Source organism: Micromonospora citrea, assembly GCF_049629545.1.
Taxonomy (GTDB): Bacteria; Actinomycetota; Actinomycetes; order Mycobacteriales; family Micromonosporaceae; genus Micromonospora; species Micromonospora citrea_A.
Window position 1 is genome coordinate 33,146 of sequence record NZ_JBNADX010000023.1, and the last position, 16,995, is coordinate 50,140.

General features: G+C 72.9%; 14 protein-coding genes. 4 read left to right on the top strand and 10 right to left on the bottom strand.

Annotation, left to right across the window (positions count from 1 at the left end; translation table 11 throughout):
• Window position 1 precedes the first annotated feature (1 nt).
• Together ACPFP2_RS22560 and ACPFP2_RS22565 are read right to left on the bottom strand one after the other, a co-directional pair.
• On the bottom strand, window positions 2–712 hold the full coding sequence (locus ACPFP2_RS22560) for a GAF and ANTAR domain-containing protein (protein WP_424091166.1): 711 nt from the start codon (window positions 710–712) through the stop codon (window positions 2–4).
• 390 nt (window positions 713–1,102) lie between these two features.
• On the bottom strand, window positions 1,103–1,579 hold the full coding sequence (locus tag ACPFP2_RS22565) for a macro domain-containing protein (RefSeq protein WP_424091167.1): 477 nt from the start codon (window positions 1,577–1,579) through the stop codon (window positions 1,103–1,105).
• A gap of 210 nt (window positions 1,580–1,789) precedes the next feature.
• Between ACPFP2_RS22565 and ACPFP2_RS22570 the strand changes: the two genes are divergently transcribed.
• Complete coding sequence (locus tag ACPFP2_RS22570) at window positions 1,790–3,046, top strand: hypothetical protein (RefSeq protein WP_424091168.1); 1,257 nt, start codon at window positions 1,790–1,792, stop codon at window positions 3,044–3,046.
• A 106-nt stretch (window positions 3,047–3,152) separates the two neighbouring features.
• Here ACPFP2_RS22570 and ACPFP2_RS22575 read toward each other — a convergent pair whose 3' ends face one another.
• The 8 genes from ACPFP2_RS22575 to araB form a co-directional block, all read right to left on the bottom strand.
• Complete coding sequence (locus tag ACPFP2_RS22575) at window positions 3,153–4,181, bottom strand: LacI family DNA-binding transcriptional regulator (RefSeq protein WP_424091169.1); 1,029 nt, start codon at window positions 4,179–4,181, stop codon at window positions 3,153–3,155.
• A 101-nt stretch (window positions 4,182–4,282) separates the two neighbouring features.
• On the bottom strand, window positions 4,283–5,788 hold the full coding sequence (gene araA / locus ACPFP2_RS22580) for an L-arabinose isomerase (RefSeq protein WP_424091170.1): 1,506 nt from the start codon (window positions 5,786–5,788) through the stop codon (window positions 4,283–4,285).
• Between the two features lie 29 nt (window positions 5,789–5,817).
• Complete coding sequence (gene yjfF, locus ACPFP2_RS22585; RefSeq protein WP_424091171.1) at window positions 5,818–6,810, bottom strand: galactofuranose ABC transporter, permease protein YjfF; 993 nt, start codon at window positions 6,808–6,810, stop codon at window positions 5,818–5,820.
• Entirely contained in the window at window positions 6,807–7,877 is a 1,071-nt protein-coding gene (locus ACPFP2_RS22590; RefSeq protein WP_424091172.1) for an ABC transporter permease, read from the bottom strand. Before ACPFP2_RS22590 ends, yjfF begins: the two co-directional genes overlap by 4 nt.
• Window positions 7,874–9,418 carry a sugar ABC transporter ATP-binding protein gene (locus ACPFP2_RS22595; protein ID WP_424091173.1) on the bottom strand — a complete coding sequence of 515 codons (1,545 nt, stop codon included), beginning with the start codon at window positions 9,416–9,418 and terminating at the stop codon, window positions 7,874–7,876. The genes ACPFP2_RS22590 and ACPFP2_RS22595 overlap by 4 nt, the downstream gene beginning before the upstream one ends.
• Window positions 9,419–9,607: 189 nt before the next feature.
• Complete coding sequence (locus ACPFP2_RS22600; protein ID WP_424091174.1) at window positions 9,608–10,609, bottom strand: ABC transporter substrate-binding protein; 1,002 nt, start codon at window positions 10,607–10,609, stop codon at window positions 9,608–9,610.
• A 146-nt stretch (window positions 10,610–10,755) separates the two neighbouring features.
• Window positions 10,756–11,448 carry an L-ribulose-5-phosphate 4-epimerase gene (locus tag ACPFP2_RS22605; protein WP_424091175.1) on the bottom strand — a complete coding sequence of 231 codons (693 nt, stop codon included), beginning with the start codon at window positions 11,446–11,448 and terminating at the stop codon, window positions 10,756–10,758.
• A complete protein-coding gene (araB, locus tag ACPFP2_RS22610; protein ID WP_424091176.1) occupies window positions 11,445–13,145 on the bottom strand; it encodes a ribulokinase in 1,701 nt (566 codons plus the stop codon). Before araB ends, ACPFP2_RS22605 begins: the two co-directional genes overlap by 4 nt.
• Before the next feature lie 565 nt (window positions 13,146–13,710).
• Between araB and ACPFP2_RS22615 the strand changes: the two genes are divergently transcribed.
• From ACPFP2_RS22615 to ACPFP2_RS22625, 3 genes are read left to right on the top strand one after another with little or no spacing between them, the layout of a single operon-like run.
• Window positions 13,711–14,214 (top strand): hypothetical protein, encoded by a 504-nt coding sequence (locus ACPFP2_RS22615; RefSeq protein ID WP_424091177.1) that lies wholly within the window; start codon window positions 13,711–13,713, stop codon window positions 14,212–14,214.
• Window positions 14,214–15,614, top strand: coding sequence for a hypothetical protein (locus ACPFP2_RS22620; protein ID WP_424091178.1), 1,401 nt, complete (start codon window positions 14,214–14,216; stop codon window positions 15,612–15,614). Before ACPFP2_RS22615 ends, ACPFP2_RS22620 begins: the two co-directional genes overlap by 1 nt.
• The gene (locus tag ACPFP2_RS22625) at window positions 15,611–16,990 is read left to right on the top strand and encodes a vWA domain-containing protein (protein WP_424091179.1); all 1,380 of its coding nucleotides are present in this window, start codon (window positions 15,611–15,613) and stop codon (window positions 16,988–16,990) included. Before ACPFP2_RS22620 ends, ACPFP2_RS22625 begins: the two co-directional genes overlap by 4 nt.
• The last annotated feature ends 5 nt before the right edge of the window (window positions 16,991–16,995 follow it).

Sequence of the window (16,995 nt, forward strand, 5' to 3'; positions counted from 1 at the left end):
CTCAACCGGCGTCGCCGGAGGCCCGCGCCACGAGCAGCGCGGCGACGTCGCGCAGCTTGCGGTTGGTGTCCTGGGAGAGCTTCACCAGGATGCCGAACGCCTCCTCGGCCGTGCAGCGCCGGTCGCCCATGATGATGCCCTTGGCCTGCTCGATGACGGCGCGGCTCTGCATCGCGGCGCGCATCTGCTCGGCCAGGGTGGTCGCGTTCTCGTAGGAGTGGGCGTTGGCCAGCGCCACGGCCGCGTACGCGGCGAAGGTCTTCGCCAGCTCCATGGCGTCCGGGTCGAAGGCGTGCGGGGCGCTCCCGTAGACGTTGAGGGTGCCCACCACCGCCTCCTGGATGGGCAGGCCGATCGAGAGCGAGCTGCCGACGCCGACCTGGCGGGCCCGGGTGGCCCAGGCCGGCCAGCGGTCCTCGGTCGTGGTGTCGGGCACGGAGATCGCGTCGCCGCTGATCGAGGCGTCCAGGCAGGGACCCCAACCCTGTTGGTACTGCCACTCGTCGAGGGAGAAGGCGAGGTCGCCGGTGTAGGCCACGCTGTGCGGGGTGTCGCCCTGCAGGAGGGTGACCGAGACCTCGGTCGCGCCGGGGACGCTGCGCCGGGCCAGGTCGGCGACGGAGCGCAGCACGTCGTCGACGCCGACCTGGTCGAGTCGGATCCGCCCGAGTTCGGCCAGGGCGTCCCGCGGGTCGATCGGTGTCTGTGCCATGGGTCGGCCCCCTCACGACGGGGCGTCCCTCCGGAAAGGGTGGAGGGACACGCGGCGGGCGTCGGGCACGTCGGACCGTCGGCGGCCCGGCGGCGGCGGCCGTCCCTGGCGGGGCGGACACCGGCTCCCGCGCGGCCTCTCGCCGAGGCGGCGCGGCACCCCGAACCCTACCCCTCGCGGGTGCGCCGGTTCGCTCCGGTGGGCGAGACGGGACGACGGAACCAGGCTTGACCTGCGCGGATGTGTGAGGGCGGCCTGTCTCGGTGGTGCGGAGATCCCGCGGGTCGTGCGGGACCTCGCCGAGGTCCGCTTCGTCGGCCGCCCCGCTGCCTCACCCGCCTGCTCCGGCTCACCGGGGCCACCCTCGTGCTCGTGGACGACGCCGGGCCGTCAACCCTGGTCGTACACCGTGACGGCGATGTCGAGGGCGCAGAGCGTACCGGTGATGATCGGTTCGATCCGGCTCCAGGAGCCGCCGGCGAGCCCGCAGCCGATGCACGGCATGTGCACCGACGCGCCCCGCTCCCGCGCCTGGTCGGCGAGGGTGGTCAGGCAGCGCTGCACGGCGTCGTAGCGGATCGGTGGGCCGTTGCTGCCCGTCCTGGTCCCCCGTTGCCCGACCATGTTCGCCACCCAGGTGTCCCCGCCGACCCGGACCAGGCGGACGGCGCCGAGCCCGAAGTCGTTGGCCGCCCGGCGCCGGTGCCAGGCGCGGTAGTCGCGTTCCGGCTCCGGCCAGCGGCGGGAGATCGCCAGCACGAAGCCCTTCCCCCAGCCGCCCTGGTCGTTGCAGAGGTGCGCGATCACCTTCGGTCCTCTGGCCTGCGGGCTGGTCGCGTCACCGCGGATGACGGTCAGTGGGATCACGTCCGCATCCTGCCGGTCGGGTACCACCCCGCGACACCGGTTTTGCAGGCGGGCCCGGCGCGTCGTCGCGCCGTCACCCTGTGCTGAGATCTCGGCCGCCCCGTTTGACTCCAATCGATAGATGTCACTACATTGGGATGCCGGAAAGCGCTTGCCCGCCCCGCCCGCAGCCGCTGGCGCTTCCACCACCACACCCCGAGGAGTTCCGCCATGAGGTACTCGACGACGAACCCGCGACCACGCCGTCGGCACCTGTTCCTGGCCGCCGGCGCCGCACTGGCCCTGGTCGGCACCGAGGCGGCGGTCGGCGTGCCGGCCGCCGCGGCGCCGACGTCCATCGGCGCCGCGGCCACCGCGATCGGCGCCGCCGCCGCGTCCGTCGGCGCGGCCACCGCAACCGGGCGGGCGAGCGTGGCCGCCTGCGGCAGCAGCACCTACCAGGCCGAGGCCACGCTCAGCGGAAGCACCTGGAGCGCGCGCAACGGCACCCGGACCGTCTACACCGGCACCGACATGCGCGCCGCCGTCCAGGCCGCGGTGAACAGCCTCACCAGCGGCCGCACGAGCAAGCAACGCGTCGTGGTCCGCGGCTCCGGATCGATCAGCGCGGCCTCGCGCATCTCGCTGCCCAGCTACACGGCCATCGACGTGTGCGGCACGATCAACGTGACCGGCACGGGCTCCGGTGACCAGGCCCCGATCTACTCCCGGGGCACCACGCAGGTCGAGGTCGGGCACCTCTCGGTCACCGGCACTCCGCTGTACGGCATCTTCCTGCGCAACGTCACCAACGTGATCCTCGGTCAGATCGACATGCGCCTCTCCGGCGGGCTGGGGGTGCGGATCGACAACCGGGGCGACACCAGCCAGTGGACCCGCAACGTGCGGATCGACTCCGTGTACGTCTCCGGGGCCCGCTCGCACGCCGTCGAGACGTACGGCGTCGACGGGCTCACCGTCGGGACCGTGACCGCTCGCAACGTCGGCGAGTCCGGCCTGCTGCTCAACCAGACGATCAACGCCACGATCTCCATGGTGGACGCCGAGAACGCCGGCACCGGCACCGGTTACGCCGCGTTCCGGATGGCCAATCGCAACGGCCGCATCGGCTCCTCCTACCCGACCAACATCCGGGTCGGCACGGTGCGGGCGCGCGGCGGCGGCCGGGGGATCTTCTGCGTCTCCGAGTCCGGCGGCGCCACCGTCGACCGGGTCGACATCGCCAACACCGGCAACAACGCGATCCTGATCGAGAACTGCTACGGCGTGAACATCGCCGCCAACGGCGGCACGATCAGCGGCGGCGGCGAGGTACGCCTGGCCGAGCGCACCGAGTTCCCCGGCAACCGCGACCTCACCCTGCGCAACTTCACCCTGGTCAACAACCGGATCGTGGAGAACCCCTGCGCGGACAACCTGACCATCAGCAACATCACCCTGACCAACTCCACGATCCGCCGGTGCTGACCGGCTGAGCCGTCGCCGGTGGTGGGCGGCGTCCGGACGGGAGCCCACGTCCCGGCCGGACGCCGCCCATCCCGGCGGCGGCGAACGGCGGTGTGGCCGGGCGGGATCAGCCCCTGCGTACGGCGCTGCTCGCCCGGACCACGAGCGTCGGCGGCACCTGCGGCGGCGCCACGCCGGGAGTCGGGCCGTCGGCGTCGAGCAGTTCCAGCAGGGCCGCGACGCACCGGCGGCCCACCTCGTCGAAGTCCTGCCGGATGGTGGTCAACGGTGGCGACAGGTACTCGGCCTCGGGGATGTCGTCAAACCCGACCACGCTGACGTCGTCCGGCACCCGCCTGCCACGCTGGTGCAACGCGCTCAACAGGCCGAGCGCCTGGTGGTCGTTGGCGCAGAAGACCGCGGTGACGTCGGGTCGGTCCACCAGGGACAGCCCGATCTCGTAGCCCGCGCGGGGACTCCAGTCGCCGACGAGGACCGGTGGCGCCGGCCGGCCGGCCGCCTCCAGGGCCTGTCGCCAGCCGTCGACACGGTCGCGGGCCTCCAGCCAGTCCCGCGGGCCGGCGACGTGCCACACCGTGTCGTGCCCCAGGTCCAGCAGGTGCTCCACGGCCATCCGGGCCCCGGTCACCTGGTCGACGGAGATGCTGGGCAGCACACCCGCTCCCCCGCCGGACTCGACCACCACGGCGGGCACCCCGGTGGGCAGCCCGTGCACGGCGACCGCCGCCGTCATCATCGGCGCGATGATGACGACCCCGGCCACGGACTGCTCGGTGAGCGCGTCGATGGCCGAGGTCATGCCGGCCCGGTCGAGCTGCTCCAGCGCGACGATGTTGATGCCGTAGCCGGCCGCCCGGGCAGCCCGCTCCACCCCCAGCAGGGTGGCCGCCGGGCCGTAGAGGATGGTGTCGAAGCTGACCACGCCGATGACCCGGGACCGCCGTCCGGCCAACCCCCGGGCCAGGGCGTTGGGCCGGTAGTTGAGCTGGTGCACGGCGCGCAGCACCCGCTGCCGGGTCTCCTCCCGCACGCTCGGATGGTTGTTGAGCACCCGTGACACGGTCTGGTGCGAGACACCGGCGAGCCGCGCGACGTCGCTCATCACCGCGGCCCGCGCGGGCGGCTGCTGGCCCATGCCGTTCCCCTCGTGCTCATCGTGACCCTGCGTTATCACGCCGGGCGGCGCGTCCCCCGGCACCGTGGGGACGCGCCGGACGACGCCCGCCCGCGTGCCGGTCAGAAGCCGCGCGCCAGCCGGTAGTACGCCTGGTTCCACCGCAGCTCGTCGGTCAGCCGGCGGGTGGTCGTCTGCGCGTCGATGACGACCAGCTCGGTGGCGACCATGTCGGCCAGGTCGTGCAACTCCTCGACCCCGACGGCCTGGGACAGCACGGTGTGGTGCGGGGCGCCCGCGGTGAGCCACGCCTCCGCCGAGCGGGGCAGGTCCGGGCGGGGCCGCCACACCGCGCGGGCCACCGGCAGCTTCGGCAACGGCTGCGGCGGGGCGACCACGTCGATCTCGTTGGCGACCAGGCGGAACCGCTCCCCCATGTCGGCCAGCCCCAGCACCACGGCCGGGCCGGGCCGGGCGTCGAACACCAGCCGCACCGGGTCCTCCCGGCCACCGATGCCCAACGGGTGGATCTCCACCGTCGGCGTCGCGGCGGCGATGCTCGGGCACACCTCCAGCATGTGCGCGCCGAGGACCAGTTCCCGGCCGGGAGTGAGGTCGTAGGTGTAGTCCTCCATGAACGACGTCCCGCCGGCGGCGCCGACCGACATCGCCTTGAGCGTGCGGACCAGGACGGAGGTCTTCCAGTCCCCCTCGCCGCCGAAGCCGTACCCGTCGGCCATCAGCCGCTGCACCGCGATGCCGGGCAGCTGGCGCAGCCCGCCGAGGTCCTCGAAGTTGGTGGTGAAGGCGCGGAAACCACCGGCGTCGAGAAAGTCGCGCAACCCCGCCTCGATCCGGGCGGCGTAGCGCAGACAGTCGCGCCGCTGCCCGCCGGGGCGCAGCTCGGCGACGAGCCGGTAGGCGTCGTCGTACTCCTTGACCAGCTCGTCGACCCGGCTGTCCGGCACCGCGTCGACGGCGGTGACCAGGTCGTTGACCCCGTACGTGTTGACGGAGACGCCGAAGCGCAGCTCCGCCTCGACCTTGTCGCCCTCGGTCACCGCCACGTCGCGCATGTTGTCGCCGAAGCGGGCCAGCCGCAGCGACCGCAGCTCGGCGTGCCCGACGGCGGCCCGGGTCCACGCCGCGATGCGGGCGGTGACCTGCGGGTTGCTGACGTGCCCGGCGACCGTCTTGCGGGCCACCCCCAGCCGGGTCTGCACGTACCCGAACTCGCGGTCGCCGTGCGCGGCCTGGTTCAGGTTCATGAAGTCCATGTCGATCTCGGACCAGGGCAGCTCGACGTTGGCCTGGGTGTGCAGGTGCAGCAGCGGGGTGCGCAGCGCGTCCAGTCCGGAGATCCACATCTTCGCCGGGGAGAACGTGTGCATCCAGGCGATCACCCCGACCGCCCCCTGCACGGCGGCGTCGCGGCAGACGGCCAAGATCTCCGTGCTGGAGGTGAGCACCGGCTTCCAGACCACCCGGGCGGGGATGGCGTGGTCGGCGTCGAGCAGCGCGGCGATCCGCCGCGACTGCTCCGCCACCTGGCGCAGGGTCTTCTCGCCGTACAGGCCCTGGCTGCCGGTGAGGAACCAGACCTCGGCGGCGGGTGGTGTGCTGGTCATGGGCGTGCCTTCCGTGGAACTGGTCGGGGTCACTTGGTGCGGATGCCGACGAGGCGTTGGAGCAGGATGAACGCGAAGAGCAGGCCACCGATGACGATCTTGGTCCACCAGGAGCTGAGGGTGCCGTCGAAGGTGATCAGGGTCTGGATCACGCCGAGGACCAGCACGCCCAGCACCGTGCCGAAGACGTAGCCGGAGCCGCCGGTGAGCAGGGTGCCGCCGATGACGACCGCGGCGATGACGTCCAACTCCATGCCGACGGCGATCAGCGGGGCGCCGGAGAGGGTGTAGAAGGACAGCAGGATGCCGCCGACGGCCGAGCAGAGCCCGCTGATCGTGTAGACGGCGATCCTGGTCCGCCCGACCGGCAGGCCCATCAGCAGCGCCGACTGCGGGTTGCCGCCGATGGCGTACACGTTGCGGCCCAGCCGGGTGTAGGCCAGCGTGAACGCCGCCACCGCGACCACGGCCAGGGCGATCAGGACGCTCACGGTCACGAAGTTCTCGCCGACCCGGATGCGCGCCTGCGCCGCCGAGGTCCAGAACCCGTCGGTGATCGGGACGGAGGTCGAGCTGATCCAGGTGCACATGCCCCGGGCGAAGAACATCCCGGCCAGGGTGACGATGAACGGCTGGATGTCGAAGAAGTGGATGACGCAGCCCATCGCGAACCCGAGGGTCGGGCCGATCAGCAGCGCGACCAGCAGCACCAGGGCGGGGTGCAGGCCGTCGCGCAGCAGGGACGCCGACACCATCGCGGTCATCGCCACGACCGAGCCGACCGACAGGTCGATGCCACCGGTGAGGATCACGAAGGTCATGCCGACCGCGACGACGAGCAGGAAGCCGTTGTCGATGAAGATGTTGAAGACGACCTGGACGTTGGAGAAGGCGCGGTATTGGGAGACGCCGACGCCGTACATGACGAGCAGCAGGGCGAGGGTGGCCAGCACCGGTACGTGCCGTTGCGGCACCCGCCACCGTGCGCGGTCCGCGCGGGCGGCCAGTGGTGTCGTGGTCATGCCGGGACCTGCTCCTTCTGCTCTTCGGCGGCGGGCGACGGGGCCACCGTGGACGCGCGCCGACGTCGGAACCGGGCGCGGAACGCCGGGGCCTGGATGAGGCAGACCGCGATCACCACGACCGCCTTGAACAGCAGGGCCGTCTGCGGGTCGATGTTCATGGCGTACACGGAGGTGGTCAGGGTCTGGATGATCAGCGCGCCGACGATGGTGCCGCTGAGGAAGAACCGGCCGCCGGCCAGCGAGGTGCCACCGATGACCACGGCCAGGATCGCGTCGAGCTCCACCCAGAGGCCGGCGGCGTTGCCGTCGGCGCTGGAGACGTTCGCGGTCATCATGAAGCCGGCGATGGCGGCGCAGGCGGCGCTGACCACGTACACGAGAAAGGTGATGCGGCGGGAGCGGACGCCGGCCAGGCGGCTGGCCTCGGCGTTGCCGCCGACCGCCTCGATGATCATGCCGAGCGCGGTACGCCGGGTCAGCACCGCCACGACCAGGGTCACCGCCAGGGCCACGATGATCGCGAACGGCAGGGTGAGCAGGTGCCCCACCCCGATCGCCCGGTACGGCCCGCTGTTGACGGTGATGATCTGCCCGGAGGTGATCAACTGGGCCAGGCCGCGCCCGGCGACCATCAGGATCAGCGTGGCGATGATCGGCTGGATGCCGATGACGGCGACCAGGACGCCGTTCCAGGCGCCGAGCAGCAGAGCGATGCCGAAGGCGAGGGCCAGCGCGATCAGCACGCCGCCCAGGCTGTCCTGGTCGGGCTGCTCACTGATGTACAGGCAGGCCACCGCGCCGCTGACCGCGACCACGCTGCCCACCGACAGGTCGATGCCGCCGGTGGCGATCACCAGGGACATGCCCAGGGCCACCAGGATCAGCGGGGCGCTGAGCCGGACGATGTCGATGAGGCTGCCGTACAGGTGGCCGTTCTTCAGCTCGACCGACAGGAAGCTCGGCCGGTGGATCGTGTTGGCCGCCAGCAGCACCAGCAGCACGACCAGCGGCCAGAACAGCCGGTGACCGGTGATCGTCGTGACGCGGGTCCGTACGGTGCTCATGCCTTCTCCAGCCCTTCCTGCTGCGCGCCGCTGGCGATGGCCCGCATGACGCGGTCGGCGTCGAGCGAGTCGTCGTTGGCCAGCTGGGCGACCATCTGCCGGTCGCGCATCACGGCCACCGTGTGGCTGAGCCGCAGCACCTCCTCCAGCTCGGCGGAGATGAACAGCACCGCCATGCCGCCGTCGGAGAGCTGGGCCACCAGGCGCTGGATCTCGGTCTTCGCGCCGATGTCGATGCCCCGGGTCGGCTCGTCCAGGATCAGCAGCCGCGGCTCGGTGATCAGCCAGCGGGCGAGCAGCACCTTCTGCTGGTTGCCGCCGGAGAGGTTGCGCACCGGCATGTCCGGGTCGGCCGGGCGGATGCTCAACGCCTCGATCCAGCGCTGGACCAGCTCGTCCTGCCGGCGTCGGGGCACCGGCCGCAGCCAGCCCCGGGCCGCCTGCATCGCCAGGATGATGTTCTCCCGCACGGTCAGCTCGCCGACCAGCCCCTCGGTGCGACGGTTCTCCGAGCAGAAGGCGATGTCACGGTCGATCGCCGCCACCGGGGTGCGCACGGCTGCCGGCTGCCCGGCCACGGTGAGCCGCCCCCGGTCCGCGCGGTCCGCGCCGAAGAGCAACCGGGCGACCTCGGTACGCCCCGAGCCGAGCAGCCCGGCCAGGCCGACGACCTCACCCTCGTGGATGGTGAGGCTGAACGGCGCCACCGCGCCGGTCCGGCCGAGCCCGTCGGCCTCGACCAGCGGGGTTCCGGCGGTGACGGCCGCCCGGTCCCGGCCGGCCTCGGAGTCGAGGCGCTCCAGCGCGTCCAGCTCCTTGCCGATCATCTTCTCGACGAGGGCGATCTGCGGCAGGTCGGCGGTCGGGTACTCGCCGACCAGGCGGCCGTTGCGCAGCACCGTGATCCGGTCGGCGATGGCGTACACCTGGTCGAGGAAGTGGGTGACGAAGAGGATCGCGATGCCCTCGTCGCGCAGATGCCGCATGATCCGCAGCAGTTGCGCGACCTCGTCGGCGTCCAGGCTGGAGGTGGGCTCGTCGAGGATCAGCACCCGCGCCCGCACGTCGACGGCGCGGGCGATTGCCACCATCTGCTGCACCGCGAGGGAGTAGCTGCCGAGCAGTTCGGTGACGTCGATGTGCAGGTCGAGACGGGCGAGCAGGGCCTGCGCCCGCCGGCGCGTCTCGCGCCAGTCGACCATGCCGAGGCGGCGCGGCTCCCGGCCGATGAAGATGTTCTCCGCCACGGACAGGTTCGGGCAGAGGTTGACCTCCTGGTAGACGGTGCTCACGCCCGCCGCGGTGGCCTGCATCGGGCCGGTGAAGGAGACCTGTGCGCCGTCGAGGGTGACGGTCCCGGCGTCGGTGCCGTACACGCCGGTCAGCACCTTGATCAGGGTGGACTTGCCGGCGCCGTTCTCGCCCATCAGGGCGTGGACCTCACCGGGGAACAGACGGAAGTCGACACCGTCGAGGGCGCGTACGCCCGGGAAGAGCTTGCTGATCGCGGTCATCGTCAGGACCGGATGCCTCTGCGACATCCCACCAGACCTTTCGTGATTCTCGGCGGTGCGGGGCGGGCGCGACCGCACGGGGCGGTCCCGGTCCGTCGGCGCGCGTGACGCGGGGAGGTGGCCGGGCCGGCGGTGTCGGTGACACCGCCGGCCCGCCGCCGTGACGGCGAGGATTCGTCGCGAGCGGACGTCGGGCGTAGCCCGGTGTCCGGCGGGTCAGTACTTGCGCGTCGGCAGCGCGGCCTTGGCCTGCTCGACGGTGAACGTGGTCTCCTCGGTCTCCACCCGGGTGGGCACCGACTCACCGGCGTGCACCTTCTTCACCAGGTCCATCAGCTGGGGCCCGAGCAGCGGGCTGCACTCGGCGATGAAGTTGAACTTGCCGTCGGCCAGGGCCTGCATGCCGTCCTTGACCGCGTCGATGGTGATGATGGTGATGTCCTTGCCGGGCACCTTGCCGGCCGCGGTGATCGCCTCCAGCGCGCCGAGGCCCATGTCGTCGTTGTGCGCGAAGAGCACGTCGATCTTCGGGTTGGCCTTGAGGAACTGCTCCATGACCTGCTTGCCGCCGGCCCGGGTGAAGTCACCGCTCTGCGACGCGACGACCTTGAGGTTGGGGTTGACCGCGATCGCCTCGGCGAAGCCCTTCTTGCGGTCGTTCGCCGGGGCCGAGCCGGTGGTGCCCTGCAGCTCGACGATGTTCACCGGCCCGGTCGCGGACTTGGTCTGCTCGACCAGCCACTCACCGGACAGGCGGCCCTCCTTGACGAAGTCCGAACCGATGAAGGTCTTGTAGAGGGTCTTGTCGGCGGAGTCGACGCTGCGGTCGGTGAGGATCACCGGGATCTTGGCGTCCTTGGCCTCCTTGAGCACGGTGTCCCAGCCGGACTCCACCACCGGCGAGAAGGCGATCACGTCCACCTTCTGCTGGATGAAGTTGCGGATCGCCTTGATCTGGTTCTCCTGCTTCTGCTGGGCGTCGTCGAACTTCAGCTCGATGCCGGCCGTCCCGGCGGCTTCCTTGATCGAGTTGGTGTTCGCCGTACGCCAGCCGCTCTCCGCGCCGACCTGGGAGAACCCGAGGACGATCTTGTCGTCGCCGCCGGCGTCACCGCCGGTGTCACTGTTGCCGCAGCCGGACAGGCCGGTCGCCAACAGGCCGGCGGCGAGCAGGGCGCCGAGCCCGCGACGGGTGATGGTGGTACGGATGTGCACCATGCCGGTGACTCCTTCGGGGGTGAGGTGGGGGTGCCACCCGGCCGGGTCGGCACGGCACGCCGGACGGCGCCGGACCGGGTGGGTGGTGCGGTGATGCGATCGGCCGGCCGGTCCGCGGGGGCGGGTCCGGTCGGAGCACGGACGGGTCAGCGGGCGGCGGAACGCGTGCCCGGCTGGCCGTAGACGTTCTGGTAACGGTCGTAGAGCGAGTCGATGTCGGCGCGGGCCATCGGCGCCGGCGTGCCGAGCGCCCGGGTCAGGTGCGCGGTGCGGGCCACGTCCTCGCACATCACCGCCGCCTTCACCGCCGCCCGGGCGTCCCGGCCGATGGTGAAGACGCCGTGGTTGCGCATCAGCACCGCCGGCGAGCGGTGCCCGGACAGGGTCGCCACGATCCCCTTGCCGATGTCGTCGCCGCCGATCAGGGCGAAGGGACCCACCGGGATCTCGCCGCCGAACTCGTCGGCCTGGGCGGTCAGGTGGCACGGGATGGGCTCGCCGCGCGCCGCCCAGGCGGTGGCGTACCCGCTGTGGGTGTGCACCACCCCGCCCACCTCGGGCATCGCCCGGTAGACGTAGGCGTGCGCGGCGGTGTCGCTGGACGGCGCGAGGTCGCCGTCGACCACCACCCCGTCGAGGTCGCAGACGATCATGTTCTCCGGACGCAGGTCGTCGTAGGACACCCCGCTGGGCTTGATGACCATCAGGTCCCGCCCGGGCACCCGGGCCGAGACGTTCCCGGCCGTCCACGCCACCAACTGGTAGCGGACCAGTTCGGCGTGCAGGCCCGCCACGGTCTCCCGCAGCCGGGCCACCTCGGCGGGCAGGGCGACGCTCATGCCATCACCTCCAGGGGGGCCGCGGCCTCGGTGGCCGGGGTCGGGTCGGCCGCCTGCCGGGCGGCGTTGCGGATGGCCCGCAGCCGCAGCAGCGTGTCGTCGCCGCCGCGGCCGAAGTGGTCGTGCAGGCGGCGGTACTCGGCGTACAGGTCGTCGTAGGCGCGGGCGCGCTGCGGGTCGGGCCGGTACACGTCGCGGTCCACCCGGCCCATCGCCGCCGAGGCGGCCGGCACGTCGGGGTACGCCCCGGCGGCCACCGCCGCGTGGATCGCCGAGCCCAGCGCCGGGCCCTGCGTCGAGCCGATGATGCCCAGCGGCCGCCGGGTGACGTCGGCGTAGATCTGCATCAGCAACGTGTTGGCGGTGAGCCCACCGGCGACGATCACCTCGTCCACCGGCACTCCCGCGTCGGCGAACGCCTCGATGATCATCCGGGTGCCGTACGCGGTGGACTCCAGCAGCGCGCGGTAGACGTCCGGGGGGCGGGTGGCCAGGGTGAGCCCGACGAGGACGCCGCTGAGGTCGTGGTTGACCAGCAGGGAGCGGTTGCCGTTCCACCAGTCGAGCGCGATCAGGCCGTGCGCGCCGACGGGTTGGGCGGCCGCGGCCTCGCTCAGCGCCTCGTGCGAGGCCCAGCCGGCGGGTGCGGCGTGCTCGACGTACCAGCCGAAGATGTCCCCGACCCCGCTCTGGCCCGCCTCGTAGCCCCAGGAGCCGGCGCTGATCCCGCCGTCGACCACGCCGCACATGCCGGCGACCTCGGCCAGCCGGGTGCCGTTGACGACGTGGCAGGTGGAGGTGCCCATGATGGCGACCAGCCGACCCGGTTCGAGGGCCCGGGCGGCCGCGGCGGTGACGTGGGCGTCCACGTTGCCCACCGCGACCGCGACGCCCTCGGGCAGGCCGGTCCAGGCGGCGGCCTGCGCGGTGAGCCCGCCGGCCCGGACGCCCAGCGGCAGGAGCGGACCGTCGAGCTTGGCGACGAGGTCGGTGAAGTCCGGGTGCAGCGCGGCGAGGTAGTCCCGGGACGGGTAGCGGCCGTCCTGGCGGATTCCCTTGTAGCCGGCGGTGCACACGTTGCGGGTCTCGGTGCCGCAGAGTTGCCAGACGATCCAGTCGGCGGCCTCGATCCAGCGCTCGGCGCGGGCGTAGAGCTCCGGGTCCTCCTCCAGCAGTTGCAGGGCCTTGGCGTACTGCCACTCGGCGGAGATCTTGCCGCCGTAGCGGCCGATCCAGGGTTCGCCGCGCTCGTGGGCGAGGGCGTTGATCCGGTCGGCCTGCCGCTGGGCGGCGTGGTGCTTCCACAGCTTCACCCAGGCGTGCGGCCGGGTGCGCAGCTCGGGCACCTCGCACAGCGGGGTGCCGTCGGCCAGGGTGGGCAGCACCGTGCAGGCGGTGAAGTCGATGCCGATGCCGATCACCCGGGCGGGGTCGACGCCGCTGGCGGCCAGCGCCGCGGGCACGGCCTGCCGCAGCACCTCGCGGTAGTCCTCGGGGTCCTGCAGCGCCCAGTCCGCCGGCAGGGGCCGGGCGTCGGCGGCGGTGAGCGCGGTGTCCATGACCGCGTGGCGGTACTCGTGCACCGCGGTGCCCAGCTCGGCGCCGTCGGCGACCCGTACCACCAGTGCCCGCCCCGACAACGTGCCGAAGTCGACGCCGACGACGTACCGGTCGTCCGGCCCTGCAGCTTCGTCCATGCCCATCCTCCCGTGGCCTGCTGCGCATAGTGTTAGCGCTCACATGGGCGGCCGTCAAGACGTGTCCCGAAACATCTTCGACATCCCCGCGCGCCCCCGTCCGGGACTCGGCCGGCACCCCCGACGGGGACAGCGGCTCTCACCTCGGTCGATACGAGGGCGGGGGCGGTCACTGGTGACGAGCGCGGAACAGCCGCCTCGGCGCGGTCGACCGGGCGGGACGTCACCGGCCATCGGACGGACGGACACTCCCGCCACGAGGCTGTTGACCGTCGGACATGCCCCGGCAATACTTTCGCCCTGTGAGCGCTCACATCGATGCCCGCTCTCGACTCCGGGCGCCCGACCGGAGTCCGGCCACCTCCCGCGCCGAACGGCCCTTCCTGCCGACCTGACCGCCCGAGCGCGGCCCGGTCGGCGACGCCGGCCGGGCCGCCGCGTGTCCGGCGTGGATTCGTGTCGTACCCGTGGTCCATGATCCATGTCGTCACGGCGGCGTCGGTGCGATCCGACGGCCGCTTCACCATGGGCGTCGCCGGTCTCCCGGCGGGCGGGGAGGTCGGAAGTGACGGACGTGGACGGGGCCGCCCAGCGGCGCAGCGCGGTGCGGGTGGTGCCGCCCGCCCGGCCCCGCAAACTGGCCAAGGTGCCCTTCGTGGAGCTGGCCGACGGGCGGCTCCAGGGGGTGGTGTCCAGCGGGTCGGACGTCGAGCGGGTGTACGTCTCGTCGGTCGCCTCGGGCACCCATGCCTACCACTGCAGCACCAACAACAACCGGCCTTGCGGCGGCCTGCGGGGCACCCCCTGCAAGCACCTGCACGCACTGGCCGACGAGGCGGTGCTCCAGTACGGCGTCGACCGGGTCGCCCGCTACCTGCGGGTCGAGGCCGGCGACGGGGTGCAGACCGGCGCGCAGCTGATGAGCCGGTTGGACGCTCGGCACGAGCCGACCTCCGCCGCGGTGGTGTTCAGCCGCTTCCTGCGCCACCTGGCCTACCTGGAGCTGCCCGGCAGCGCCACCCCGGCGCCCGAGCTGCACTGGTTCCCGGCGACCGGGGCGGGCCGCTGATGCTGGGCACCCACCTCACCGCGCTGCACGACGGCGAACCGGCCGGGCTGGCCGACGCGCTCGACGTCGCCGCCGGCTTCGACGACGCCCTGATCCGGGGCCTGGCCCGGGTCGGCGAGGCCGACGCGGCCGCGCTGGCCGCCCTCGCCGGGGCGGTGGCGTCCACCCCGCTGGCCGACCGGGTGGCCGAGGCGGTGGGCAAGGTGACCGCCGGCTCCGTCGCCGAGGAGCACCTCGCCGTGCTCGCCGGGGCGCGCACGGCGCTGTTCGGCGCCGCCCACGACGCCCTGCTGGCCCGGCTCGACGCCGCGTTGGGGCGCGAGCGCCGGGCGTGGACGCCCGCGCCGGCGGCCGGGCCGACCGAGGTGACGCCCGACCCGGCCGGCGCGCGGGCCTGGCTGCACGAGCTGGCGGTGACCGGCTGGCGCGGCGTCGACCACGAGCTGCTCGCCGCCGCCGACGCCCCGATCGAGTCAGCCCTGGCCACGCCGGGCACGCGCCGGCTGGCGGTGCTGCTCGACGGCCTCGCGGCCGAGCTTCGGGCCTGCGTCCCGGTCGCGACGATGCCGCAGGCGCCGAGCCGCCGCTGGGCCGACCTCTGGAGCCGAGGAATGCTGCTGGCCCAGGCCGGGCCGGTCAGCCCGGGGGTGGTGCAGCGGGTCTCCGGCCGGCTGCTGCCGCTCGGGGTGGACGTGCACGAACACGACACGGCGGTGCAGGTCCAGCTGCACGGCGTCCTCGAACCGGCCGACGGGGGCCCGGCCCGCCTGGTGCGTACCGCGGTGGGCGCCGCGAAGGTCGACACGATCTCCGGCCCGGCGCTGTGGCAGCTGCTGCAGGCCCACCCCGTCCTGCTGACCGTGCTGGCGCAGCGGCGCGCCGTGACCGTCGACGACCTGCCGTTGCACGGTGCGGACCTGCTCTGGCACGACGACGCGGTACGCCCCGCCGAGCCGGCCGACCCGTTCGCCACCGCGCGGGTCCTGCTGCCCGCCGCCGTGGCGTCGGCCGCGCCGCCGCTGGACCGGCACCCGGCCGTGCTCGCCGAGCCGGTGCTGCTGGAGGGCTACACGGTGCACCGCGCCGACGGCGGTGTCGAACTGGAGCTGGACGGGCAGCGGCTCGCCGTGGCGGTCGAGCGCCTGCCGTCCTGCGGACCGGTCACCCCGGAGCTGGTCGCCGGCTCGTCGGCCTGCATCGGCCTGGCCCGCTGGGACGCCGGCCGGTGGCTGGTGCAGCCGCTCGCGGTCCGCTCGACCGTCAAGCGCAAGGTGGTGGAGGTCCACAACGGCGACTGGGCGTGCGGCGTGACCGACCCGAAGGTGGCCAAGGCCGAGGCCAGGGCGGGCGACGTCGTGGCCGTGCTGCGCGAGCGCGCGGGACGGTTGCTGCGCCGATGACCGAGCCGATCCCCACCCACGACCTCGCCGACGCCAACCGGCGGCAGGTGCTGTACTGGCGGCTGCTGGCCCGGCTGTTCGACCCGGACGAGCAGCCCACCCTGGAGTCGGCGAGCGTGGCCGTCGTCGACGACCTCGGCCTGCCGGCGGCGCTGCTCGACCCGGCCGTCGCGGTGGACACCGTGGTGCAGCGCTTCCCGGCGCTCGCCGACGAGCTGCGCGGCCTGCTGGCCCCCACCGACGAGAACCCACCCGGGGTGGCGACGTCCCCCGGGTCCGCCCCCGAGGCCGGCGCCGCCGACGCGCACCGGCCGGGTGCGGCCGAGGTGCGCCGGGCCGCGCTGGTGTCGAAGCTGCTGCTCAACGTCTTCGCCACCGGCGCGGGGCCGGTCAGCGCCGGGCAGTTGGCCCGCTGGCAGTCCGACGCCGGCTGGTTCGAGCAGGCGTGCGGTGCGGCGCCGGGCGAGCTGCGCCGGCAGAGCGCCGGACTGGGCGGCACGCTGGCCGGGCTGGAGGGCGACCTGGTGCGCCGGATGCACCTGCGCGAGGTGCTGGCCGATCCGGCGCTGGCCGCCCGGCTGACCCCGAGCATGTCGCTGATCGAGCAGTTGCTGCGGGACAAGGCGAACCTGTCCGGGGTGGCGCTGGCCAACGCCAAGGCGCTGATCCGGCGCTTCGTCGACGAGGTCGCCCAGGTGCTGCGCACACAGGTCGAGCAGACCAGCGTCGGGACGATCGACCGGTCGGTGCCGCCGAAGCGGGTGTTCCGCAACCTCGACCTGGACCGCACCATCTGGCAGAACCTGACCAACTGGAGCCCGGACGACGAGCGGCTCTACGTCGACCGGCTCTACTACCGGCAGACCGCCCGCAAGACCACGCCGTCGCGGCTGATCGTGGTGGTGGACCAGTCCGGCTCGATGGTCGACTCGATGGTCAACTGCACCATCCTCGCGTCGATCTTCGCGGGGCTGCCCAAGGTGGACGTGCACCTCATCGCGTACGACACCCGGGCGCTGGACCTGACGCCGTGGGTGCACGACCCGTTCGAGGTGCTGCTGCGTACCAACCTGGGCGGGGGCAACGACGGCCCGGTGGCGATGGCGCTCGCCCGGCCGAAGATCGTCGAGCCGAGGAACACCGTCATGGTGTGGATCTCGGACTTCTACGAGTTCGACCGGTCCCAGCCCCTGTTCGACGGCATCGAGGCCGTGCACCGCTCCGGGGTGCGGTTCATCCCGGTCGGCTCGGTCAACAGCTCCGGCCAGCAGAGCGTGAACCCGTGGTTCCGGCAGCGCTTCAAGGACCTGGGCACCCCGGTCATCTCCGGTCACATCCGCAAACTCGTCTTCGAGCTCAAGAGCTTCCTCACCTAGGAGTC

Coding starts and splice junctions, on each gene's coding strand:
- ACPFP2_RS22560 (WP_424091166.1), bottom strand. CDS start 712: ATGGCACAGACACCGATCGACCCGCGGGACGCCCTGGCCGAACTCGGG.
- ACPFP2_RS22570 (WP_424091168.1), top strand. CDS start 1,790: ATGAGGTACTCGACGACGAACCCGCGACCACGCCGTCGGCACCTGTTC.
- ACPFP2_RS22575 (WP_424091169.1), bottom strand. CDS start 4,181: ATGGGCCAGCAGCCGCCCGCGCGGGCCGCGGTGATGAGCGACGTCGCG.
- araA (WP_424091170.1), bottom strand. CDS start 5,788: ATGACCAGCACACCACCCGCCGCCGAGGTCTGGTTCCTCACCGGCAGC.
- yjfF (WP_424091171.1), bottom strand. CDS start 6,810: ATGACCACGACACCACTGGCCGCCCGCGCGGACCGCGCACGGTGGCGG.
- ACPFP2_RS22590 (WP_424091172.1), bottom strand. CDS start 7,877: ATGAGCACCGTACGGACCCGCGTCACGACGATCACCGGTCACCGGCTG.
- ACPFP2_RS22595 (WP_424091173.1), bottom strand. CDS start 9,418: ATGTCGCAGAGGCATCCGGTCCTGACGATGACCGCGATCAGCAAGCTC.
- ACPFP2_RS22600 (WP_424091174.1), bottom strand. CDS start 10,609: ATGGTGCACATCCGTACCACCATCACCCGTCGCGGGCTCGGCGCCCTG.
- ACPFP2_RS22605 (WP_424091175.1), bottom strand. CDS start 11,448: ATGAGCGTCGCCCTGCCCGCCGAGGTGGCCCGGCTGCGGGAGACCGTG.
- araB (WP_424091176.1), bottom strand. CDS start 13,145: ATGGACGAAGCTGCAGGGCCGGACGACCGGTACGTCGTCGGCGTCGAC.
- ACPFP2_RS22620 (WP_424091178.1), top strand. CDS start 14,214: ATGCTGGGCACCCACCTCACCGCGCTGCACGACGGCGAACCGGCCGGG.
- ACPFP2_RS22625 (WP_424091179.1), top strand. CDS start 15,611: ATGACCGAGCCGATCCCCACCCACGACCTCGCCGACGCCAACCGGCGG.